Source organism: Cupriavidus agavae (genome assembly GCF_004217045.1).
Lineage (GTDB): Bacteria > Pseudomonadota > Gammaproteobacteria > Burkholderiales > Burkholderiaceae > Cupriavidus > Cupriavidus agavae.
Map to the genome: position 1 here is coordinate 235941 of NZ_SGXM01000006.1, position 9196 is coordinate 245136.

12 protein-coding genes are annotated in these 9196 nt (G+C 59.6%); 7 read left to right on the forward strand and 5 right to left on the reverse strand.

Annotated features, from left to right (window positions below; all coding sequences use genetic code 11):
- The first annotated feature begins 166 nt into the window (after window positions 1-166).
- Together EV147_RS20090 and EV147_RS20095 are read left to right on the forward strand one after the other, a co-directional pair.
- Complete coding sequence (locus tag EV147_RS20090) at window positions 167-577, forward strand: cupin domain-containing protein (protein WP_235844865.1); 411 nt, start codon at window positions 167-169, stop codon at window positions 575-577.
- A 2-nt stretch (window positions 578-579) separates the two neighbouring features.
- Window positions 580-1023, forward strand: coding sequence for a carboxymuconolactone decarboxylase family protein (locus EV147_RS20095; RefSeq protein WP_130392975.1), 444 nt, complete (start codon window positions 580-582; stop codon window positions 1021-1023).
- A 59-nt stretch (window positions 1024-1082) separates the two neighbouring features.
- Here EV147_RS20095 and EV147_RS20100 read toward each other — a convergent pair whose 3' ends face one another.
- The 3 genes from EV147_RS20100 to EV147_RS20110 all read right to left on the reverse strand — a co-directional run bounded on the left by EV147_RS20100 (window position 1083) and on the right by EV147_RS20110 (window position 2964).
- Window positions 1083-1478 carry a cupin domain-containing protein gene (locus tag EV147_RS20100; RefSeq protein ID WP_130392976.1) on the reverse strand — a complete coding sequence of 132 codons (396 nt, stop codon included), beginning with the start codon at window positions 1476-1478 and terminating at the stop codon, window positions 1083-1085.
- A gap of 42 nt (window positions 1479-1520) precedes the next feature.
- A complete protein-coding gene (locus EV147_RS20105) occupies window positions 1521-1940 on the reverse strand; it encodes an organic hydroperoxide resistance protein (protein ID WP_130392977.1) in 420 nt (139 codons plus the stop codon).
- A gap of 79 nt (window positions 1941-2019) precedes the next feature.
- Complete coding sequence (locus tag EV147_RS20110) at window positions 2020-2964, reverse strand: alpha/beta fold hydrolase (RefSeq protein ID WP_235844856.1); 945 nt, start codon at window positions 2962-2964, stop codon at window positions 2020-2022.
- Between the two features lie 261 nt (window positions 2965-3225).
- On the opposite strand from EV147_RS20110, the gene EV147_RS20115 reads away from it, so the two are divergent.
- The 4 genes from EV147_RS20115 to EV147_RS20130 all read left to right on the forward strand — a co-directional run bounded on the left by EV147_RS20115 (window position 3226) and on the right by EV147_RS20130 (window position 6372).
- Window positions 3226-3702: a DUF6130 family protein gene (locus tag EV147_RS20115; RefSeq protein WP_130392979.1), complete on the forward strand. Its 477-nt coding sequence runs from the start codon at window positions 3226-3228 to the stop codon at window positions 3700-3702.
- A gap of 40 nt (window positions 3703-3742) precedes the next feature.
- Window positions 3743-4207, forward strand: coding sequence for a MarR family winged helix-turn-helix transcriptional regulator (locus tag EV147_RS20120; protein WP_130392980.1), 465 nt, complete (start codon window positions 3743-3745; stop codon window positions 4205-4207).
- 501 nt (window positions 4208-4708) lie between these two features.
- Window positions 4709-5149 (forward strand): helix-turn-helix transcriptional regulator, encoded by a 441-nt coding sequence (locus EV147_RS20125; RefSeq protein ID WP_130392981.1) that lies wholly within the window; start codon window positions 4709-4711, stop codon window positions 5147-5149.
- Window positions 5146-6372, forward strand: coding sequence for a type II toxin-antitoxin system HipA family toxin (locus EV147_RS20130; protein WP_130392982.1), 1227 nt, complete (start codon window positions 5146-5148; stop codon window positions 6370-6372). Before EV147_RS20125 ends, EV147_RS20130 begins: the two co-directional genes overlap by 4 nt.
- Before the next feature lie 202 nt (window positions 6373-6574).
- Here EV147_RS20130 and EV147_RS20135 read toward each other — a convergent pair whose 3' ends face one another.
- Together EV147_RS20135 and EV147_RS20140 are read right to left on the reverse strand one after the other, a co-directional pair.
- The gene (locus tag EV147_RS20135; RefSeq protein ID WP_130392983.1) at window positions 6575-7330 is read right to left on the reverse strand and encodes an SDR family oxidoreductase; all 756 of its coding nucleotides are present in this window, start codon (window positions 7328-7330) and stop codon (window positions 6575-6577) included.
- A gap of 102 nt (window positions 7331-7432) precedes the next feature.
- Entirely contained in the window at window positions 7433-8389 is a 957-nt protein-coding gene (locus EV147_RS20140) for a LysR family transcriptional regulator (RefSeq protein ID WP_130392984.1), read from the reverse strand.
- Between the two features lie 342 nt (window positions 8390-8731).
- On the opposite strand from EV147_RS20140, the gene EV147_RS20145 reads away from it, so the two are divergent.
- On the forward strand, window positions 8732-9196 hold a 465-nt coding region (locus EV147_RS20145; RefSeq protein WP_157994713.1), incomplete at its 3' end, for a helix-turn-helix domain-containing protein.

Consider the following 9196-nt stretch of genomic DNA (forward strand, 5'->3'; position numbering starts at 1 on the left):
AGCTAACGCTATGTTTGCGCCCGAGGAGGGGCCAGTACTGCTGAGTGCGCAACATGCCGATGGCACGAACGCGGCCAGCCAGGCCTCCGGCCCGCCCTATCCGGTGACCTGACCGTCTCAGCTCACTCCACACATGGAGATCAAGATGAAAGTTGTTGCTTCGTGCATGCTGGCGCCGTTACTCGCGGCGGCCGGAATCATGCTTGCTGGTGGCGCCATGGCACATGGCACCGGCGAGACCGTCAAACCGAATTTCTCGCGCGCCATCCCTAACATCCCGGGAAAATCGCTGATCGCGGTAGAGGTGACCTACGCGCCGGGCGGCGCTTCGCACTCGCACCGGCACGCCGGTTCCGCATTCATCTACGCCTACGTGGTCTCAGGCAGCATCGTCAGCAAGGTCAACGATGGTCCCGAGCGCGTGTACACGGCGGGCGAGAGTTTCCACGAGGATCCGGGCTCGATCCATCCGGTCAGCCGGAACGCCAGCAAGACACAGCCCGCAAAACTGCTTGCCGTTTTCGTGGCCGATGCTACCGACACCGAACTCACCACGGATCTTGGCACCAAGGATTGATCATGCGTATCGATTACACCCAAGCCTCTCCAGCCGGCGTCAAGGCGCTCGGCATGGTCTACGGCTACATCACCCAGTCCGGCCTCGACGCCGTGCTGGTGGAACTGACCTACCTGCGCATCAGCCAGATCAACGGTTGCGCCTACTGCCTGGACATGCACACACGCGAACTCACGCGCAAGGGCGTCGACGTTCAGAAGCTCGCACTGGTGCAGGTCTGGCATGAAGCCGGAAATTTGTTCTCGGAGCGCGAGAAAGCGGCCTTGGCCTGGGCGGAAACCGTGACACGCGTTGCCGATACCCATGTACCAGACGAAGCTTTCGCAGCGGCTGCAGCGATCTTCGAAGAAAAGGAACTGGCCGACCTGACCATCGCGATCGGCCTGATGAACGCGTTCAACCGTCTCGCCATCAGCTTCCGGCGTGGACCAGCGCAGCCCGCGTAACGATGCAGTGCCGACGCCCCGCCGCGTGCGACGAGCGTCGGCGTAGAAGCGCGGCGGTCTTACCTGGAGGGCGCAGCCAACGGCGCGCCCTTCTTCACGACGTACGTCGCTAACTCCGATGACTTACCGCTCCCCACATTGCGAGCGGAATGCGCCACGCCTGCAGGAATAAAGAGCGCCTGGCCGGCCTTGAGCGTCACGGGTGGACTATCGCCAAGCTGGTACTCCAGCGTGCCCTCCAGCACGTAGGCGATTTCTTCGCCCGGATGGACGTGCTTCGGCGCAAACGCGCCTGGTTCAAAGTCCACACGGACTTGCACCCCTTCGAGATGCTGCGTGCTCAACTCATGCTTGACCAGATCCGTGCGATGGATACCTGGCGCCTGCGCTTGAGCGGTCGAGAACGCCATCGCGCCAGTGGCCGCAAGCGCTGCGATTGAAATAATCTTGTTCATGATGGTCTCCAAAGGATGGGTTATGCAATGCGGTGCCACAGATCAGACGACCTGAATCTCCACGTCGATGTTGCCGCGCAAGGCTTTCGAGTACGGGCAGATCTGATGCGCGCGTGCCGCCAGGGAGCGTGCAAGGTCGGCATCGATACCGGGCAGGGACACATTAAGGCGAGCCGCCAGCAGGAAAGCGTCGCCGGCCCGGCACAGATCGATTTCCGCTTCGACCGCCGCATCCGCGGGCAGGGTGATGTCGGCAGCCTGCGCGGCCTTGCCGATCGCACCTAGGAAACAGGCAGACCAGCCGGCACCTAGCAGTTGCTCTGGATTTGTGCCGGGACCGTTGCTGCCAGGTCCGGAGAGCTCGACCGCGAGACGGTCATCAGAACTGCGGGACTGGCCGTTCCGACCTCCGGTCGTGCGGGTCTTGCCGGTGTAGATCACAGTATCGATAGCTTGCGTCATGAATATAGGGATGTCTGGAGTGTTCGCCACTTGTGGAATGCGACGGCCCATGGTGGCGACACGGACCGCGCGAGATAGCTCAAGGACGGAAGGCACCGCGGACTTCGTCGATGGTTTCGCCTGGACGCTGGAGATGCGGGTAGTGGCCCGTGGCAGGCAACAGTCGCAATGACGCGGCGGTCCTGCGCGAGAACTCGACACCCATGTCCTTGTTGATATAGATGTCCTGTTCACCCCAGACAACACGTACCGGCGTTTTCAGCTTCGGCAGTTGCGCCTCCAATAAATGCTGGTCTCGCGTGAAGTGCGCGTAATAGTTGGCAAACGCATCGGCTGACGAAATGTGTCCGTTCTGCCAGCCGCGTGCCATGTCAGCCTGAAACTCGGGATCGAGCGCATAGCGTTGCGCTTCCGGCAATCCACGCGTGAATGCGTTCTTCAGTATCTCGTCGCGCGAGGCATTGAACGCCATTCGCACTGCTTCGGCAGACGTGGGCTCCTTCAGCGCCTGCAGGCGCTCCTGCATGTATTGCGGCCGGTCGAACGGTGCGAAATCTCCGACAACGATCATGCGGGCAATATCCGGCCGATTGAGGGCAGCAAGCAGCGCTGGCAAGGCGCCGATATCGGTCGCGTAGATCACGAGGCGGTCTCCGCCGATACCTGTCGTGTCGATGTAGCGCGTGAGGACCGTGGCGTAGTCGAGAGGCGCGTAGGCGAAACGCTCCGCAGGTGGACGCGAGGATTCGCCGAACCCGGGCCAGTCGAAAGCATGGATTTCGAAATCCCGGCCGAGCGTCCTGGCAATTTCTTTCCAGGCAAACATGGTCTCAGGAAAGCCGTGCAGGAAAAGCACGGTGCCCTTGGGCGCGGACGGCCGGACCACCATGTGTCGCAAGCGCAGATCGGCACCAAGGTCCACATTGCTGACTTCGAAAGCGACCTCGGGCACATCGTGTGACGCAGCGATGGCGGTGGATGCACTGCTCATCGCCCCTGCCGACACGCCGGCAATAGTGGCCATCACGCAGGCTGACCGACGCATTGTTGAACTCGTACCCATTTCCATTTCTCCTCGCACCAGTGAAGGCGCGTTGTATGTTGCATATGCAGCATTAGAGCCAGGCGATGTATCTCTCCTGTGAAGGTGAGCCGATCAATACGTATCGTTATGTGTGCAGGAGTCGCGCGGATACATGTCTGTACAAAAAGCTGGCGCGTCTACTATGGCTTCAAGGCATCATCGGCGCCCGTTGGAGTTGTTATCCGTTTCCAGGAGTCAGACATGAGAGCCCTCGCCCCCCTATTTGCTGTCGCTGTTTTTGCGGCCGTGCCGATCCATACCATCGCGCAAACTGCGGCCGACGCGATTCGTCCACCGGCTGTCTTGCCACTGGATGCCGAGCCGGCGCCACGGATCGTGGCGTACTCAGCGTTGCGGGAACCGCTCGCCAGGGGTGTCGTGATCGTGCAGTTCCGGACTGAGAATTTTCGCGTGATCCCGGTGTTTGGCAAGGCGGCGGCGCAGGTTTCGCCCCGCGTCGGCCATCTGCATGTGACCGTTGACGATGGTCCGGCCACATGGGCGCACACTAGCGGCGACCCCATCATCGTGGTGGGATTGCCGCCGGGACCGCATCGGGTGCGTCTGGAACTGGCCGACCCTACACACAGGATTTTGGCAACAGAAGCGGTTTCGGTGACCGTCCCCGACACACGGTTGCCGAACGCTACCGCGGCGCCGCCAGCACATCGGCACTAAGTGCGGTACGCTGGCGGTACATCCCTGCGTCACGCATGACATGACTTCCAGAACGCGTTCCCCGTCTGGCACCACAGGCGCCGATATCTTCCAGCACTGCGTGATGACGCGCGCCCGGCAGATCTCGCGCGTGCTGACTGCCGCGTACGATCAGGCCTTGCGCCCATTCGGCATTAACGCCACGCAGTTCACGCTGCTGGTGCTAGTGCATGAACTGGGTCCGATCAGCCGTGCCGATCTCGGACGGCGCAATCACCACGATCGATCTACGCTGACACGCAACCTGCAGCCTCTGCTGACGGAAGGCTGGATTGCGGAGGACGTGGCGGATGCGGCGGATGGCCGCTCGCGTCCACTTTCAGTGACCTGCGCAGGGAAATCCATGCTGAAGGACGCCGGGCCGGCTTGGGCGGAAGCACAGGCGATGGCTACCGCGCTAATCGGAGATGACGGCGTCGCGTCCATCATGGGAATTGCCAAGAGGCTTCCGAAGCGAGCTGGATAACTAGCATCAGAGTAGCAGAGCGTGCTGACTACGCTCCATGGATACTACGGGGTTGGCTAAGATTCAGAAAATGGCTGCGCTCGGGGGGAGTGGCGTCTGAAATCGGCCAGTGGACCAAACCGTTCGCGCGGTGACTCTTCGGCGCATGTGCGAAGTGACTGAAGCGCCTGCGCTGTTTCCTAAGTTGAGAACGTAGGTAACCCGGCTCGATTCTCGCCAGGAGCACAGCCATGTCATTCCCGACACTGACCGCAGTTCGCTACGCCAGGGCCAGATCGATGACATACCCATGAGCAGCTCGCAGACAGCAAAGGATGCTAGGCGTCTGCCGGTGTCAGGCCAAGGTCCCTTTGCCTCGAATCGAAAGCTTCGCTCGGGATGTCAACAATAATTGACATGGACTCTTATGTCAATTATTGTTGACATAAGAGCTGCTGAATCCCAGCCTGTTAAGGGTGTCAATTGGACCATCGACGAGAGCTTCAGGATAAAGCGGACGCAATGCGCCGCAAAATCGCGGAAGCCTTGCGCTCCGCGCGCGAGCAACAAGGTAGCAAACAATCCGACATCGCCCAGCAAATGGGCGTGTCTCGCGCAACCGTCATTGCAATCGAGAGCGGTCAAAGCGTCTCGACGTTAAATCTGCTCCTGATGGCGGCTGCAGTGGACGTGAACTTAACCCCACAACCAGACCCTGCGATTGTCGCGCCACCACGTCGCCCCATGCTGCGGGAAATGATGCGAGCGGAGCGGGAGCGCCAGGCAATGCTCCAGGGGGAATCACCCAGCCGGGAGAGCGCGGGATCGGCACCCTTTACCGCCCCAGGTTCCTACCCGGAGAGCAACGCAAGGCGTCGCCCTACACTCAGGGAAATGATGCGAGCGGAGCGGGAGCGTCAGGCACTGCTGCGGGCGAATCTCTTGCACAAAGTATCTCAATGAGTAGCGAACTCGAGGTATTCGTTTCGGACTGTCCAGTCGGCTTGCTCGGTGAAGACATCGAGACAGGCCTGATTGATTTCCGTTACCTTCCGGATATCCCGGATCAAATGGCTGTCTCGCTACTGATGCCGCCGAGCGCGCCAGCAGAAGAGTATCTTGGTTACAACGGGGTGCCCCCACCCTTTCAGATATCCCTGCCCGAAGGCTTCGTGCTGGACGCCATTAGAACTCGCTTCGCCAAGCATATCGACGTTGATAACGATATGTCGCTGCTTGGTCTTGTCGGTCGTCACACTATCGGCCGCACTACCTTCGGCGGCCCGCTGGACCCAGACGCCACACTTCAACAAAACATTCTGGATGCCGCCAAAACTGAGGGTGCGTCACAGCGGTTGATCGAAATCCTGAAGACGTCTCCGGAGATGTTTGGCGTGTCTGGCGTCATGCCCAAAATGTCGACATTCCAGACGGAAAAGACTCGACCTGGGACGATAGCGGCGCACGGATCCATCGTTAAATTCGACTCGCCCCATTATGTTGGCGCGAGTTTGGTTGAGTATGCATGCTTGAAAGCATGCTCGGCAGCGGGACTAGACGTGCCTGCGATTGAATTAAGTCCGGATCGCACGTCACTGACGTTAAGCCGATTTGATATCGCCCCTGACGGATCACGTCGTGGATTCGAAGATGCCTGTGCGCTGTCGGGCTTGTTTCGTAGTGGGAAATATAACGGATCGATTGAGCACCTGTTCGAGATGATCCGCTTCTTTGTACATCCAGACGACCAGGCGACAGATATAGTGGCCATGCTGAAACTGGTCATAATGAACGACACACTACGCAACGGCGATGCGCATCTAAAAAACTTCGGTTTGGTTTATGACGATGTCATGCGCCCGCGGCTCTCCCCCGTGTACGACGTACTCACCACCCAGGTATGGTTTCCGCAAGAGGTGCCCGCGCTGCCGATGCAAAAGACCGACCCGAGGGGTACGGAAAAATGGCTGGATCAGCTTGAACTGGAGCGGCTCGTCTCTCTCAGTCATTGCCGCAATGTTGACGTCATTCAAATGCGAGCGCAGTGTCGCGAGATCGCATTGCAGAGCATGACGACGACCTTGGATGAGTGCCCGAAATGCCCGCCGCGCAAAGCGCTTGAGCACGCCTTGAAGATCATCGAGGGGGCGCTGTCCGTGCCATCATCATCTGCAAAAACAAAGTAGAAGCATAATGGTTCAAGCAACAGTGTTGCTTCCACTCGCAACTCAACAAAAGCGTCACTTCGGCTCAGTCCGCATTGAATCTGGCACTTTGTGTCAGCGCAGGCCTTGCCGGCGAACTTCGCCAGGATCCCTTTTGCAGATGAATGGCACCGATCAAACAGCCTGGCGATCTGGTTAGCGGCGATGCGCCGAAGAGCAAACGTCAGATACCTTGTCCGCCTGAAACTTCGATTCTCTGTGCGGTGACCCAACGATTGTCCGGACCAAGCAGACTGGCGATCATCGGGCCGATGTCGTCCGCAACGCCGACGCGCCCCATCGCCGTCATTTCCGCGAAGACTTGATTGAACTCTGGCGTATCGCGCACAGCCCCCCCAAAGAAGTCGGTCTCGATAGCGCCCGGCGCAACGACGTTGACGGCAATCTTGCGGCTCCCTAGTTCCTTTGCCAAATAGACCGTCAGAACTTCGACTGCCCCCTTGGCCGCTGCATACGCCGACCAACCCGGTGCGGACACGCGGGTGAGTCCGGAAGACAGGTTCACGATCCGTCCGCCGTCTTCGATAAGCGGCAGCAAAGCCTGCGTCAAAAAGAAAATACCCTTGAAATGGACATTGACGAGCTTGTCGAACTGAGCTTCCGTCGTGTTTGTGATCGCCGCAACCTCGCCATGTCCTGCATTGTTCACGAGGTGATCGAATGTGGATCGCTGCCAGTTCGCACGCAATGCTTCGCGCAGACGGTCTGCAAAATCGGGGAAAGTGGATACATGACCGGTGTCCAGTTGCAGCGCAATCGCCTTGCGGCCAAGTGCTTCGATCTCGGCAATGACTTCGCCGGCGGCATTCTGATTGTCGAGGTAGGTCAGTACGACGTCGCCGCCTTTGCGCGCAATGTTCAGCGCGGTGTTTCGGCCAAGGCCGCGGCTCGCGCCGGTCACGACAGAAATGGTGTTCATTTTCAGGCTCCAATCTCGGTGAAAGTGAAGCCATTGTGGCGACGGCTGGCCTCATCGAGTAGTTCGTTGCCGGATGTTTTATTGGCAACCGCCGGTTGCCAATCAGCGTCGGGTCTCGTTTAGCTTCGCCATTTTCCTTAACGTCGCCGCCGGCACATGGAAGTCGCTCGCAGCACCCAACCGAGCGATCACGAAGTCGATGAAACGGCGCACACGGCGAGGCATGTTGGATCGTTGGGCGTAGAACATGTAGAGGCCCATGCGTTCGCTCGTCGATCCGACAAGCAGCGGTACCAGCTGTCCCGCACGTAACGGTGCAGCCGCGTTGATGCTATCAATCTGCCCGATGCCTATCCCTGTCAAAACTGCGTGCATCTCCGCCTCCGGGTCGCTGCAGCAGAAGACCGGCGCCATCGTTTTGAACACGGTCTCACCTTTCACCTCGAACTCCCATGGCATGGGTTGCACAGTGCCGGGTTGGCGATAGCCCACGCAACGATGCTTTGCGAGATCGTCGATGCGAACAGGCGCATTGCACATTGCGAGATAGTCGGGCGACGCGCACACGACGAGCTGAATGGGAAACAACCGACGCGACACGACCTGCAAGACGGGGGCATTGCCTGCTTTGAAGCCGACATCGATGCGCTCAGCGACGGCGTCGGTCAGTCGATCTTCAAGCAGCAGGTCGAAGGTGATCGCCGGATAGAGGGAGCTGAATTCGGCGAGAACCGGCATCAATACTTTTCGGCCTACCGCGCCTCCCGCACTGATGCGAATGAGGCCCTCGTCCTCGTAAGCCGCACAGCGTACGCGGCTCATCGCGGCGCGCACGCCCTCCATGCTATCGCGCACGGATTCCAGCAACCGCGCGCCGTCATCGGTCAATGCGCTCTTGCGCGTCGTGCGGTGAAAGAGCCGGACGCCGAGATGTTCCTCGAGCTGGCGAATCGCCTTGCTGACTGCCTGCGGTGTGCTGCCCTGCGCGTGCGCGGCCCGGTTGAAACTGCCCAATTCGGCAGCGCGGATAAAGGTAGAAATCGCTCGAAGTTCGTCCACGGCGGCTCTCTGATCGTCTGAGCCCCAAGCTTAACAAACGTGCGCGCGGTCGGTCATTCTGCTCTTTGAAGTACGAGGCCGATGCGCAGTCAGCCAGACGCAACCCGCTGCCTTGCGGCACGAAACGGGCGCCTTCCGCCCGCATTGCTGGACAAGGTCTTCTGCTGCCTGTTTCCCGGGTTACGTCACATTCGCTGCAGGCTAGTTGGAGATCGCGGCCGTTGGCCGCTATGGAACCCCAAAGGGACTTCGCTGACGCGGCGGCTGAGTGACCGCATCGGGTCGTGGATTCAATGGGTCGATGCAACACTAGACACTGCGTCAGCAGTGGAGGTGCTGCAAATGAAACAAAGGCGCCGGATTTACTACACCGAGACTCAGAAGGCACTAATGTGGGAGCGGTGGAGAAAAGGGGACACGCTTCACCAGATCGCCCGGCTGTTTGATCGGTACCATTCATCAGTACAAGGGATCCTGGCGAAGTCCGGCGGTATCCAACCGTCACCGCGACACCGCTCCAGGCTTGCCTTGACCCTCGCCGAACGGGAAGAAATCTCTCGCTCGGTAGTGGCGGGTCTGTCGGTCCGGTCGATCGCCTGCCGGCTCGGACGCGCCCCATCGACGATTAGCCGGGAGTTGCGGCGCAATGGCGGCAGCCAAAGCTATCGCGCAAGTCAAGCCGATGAGCTTGCCTGGGTTCGCGCGCTCCGTCCGAAGACCTGTAAGCTCATCAGAAATCCTACGCTGGCACAGGTTGTGGCGACCAAGCTGAAGATGCAGTGGTCTCCGGAACAGATTGCTGGCTGG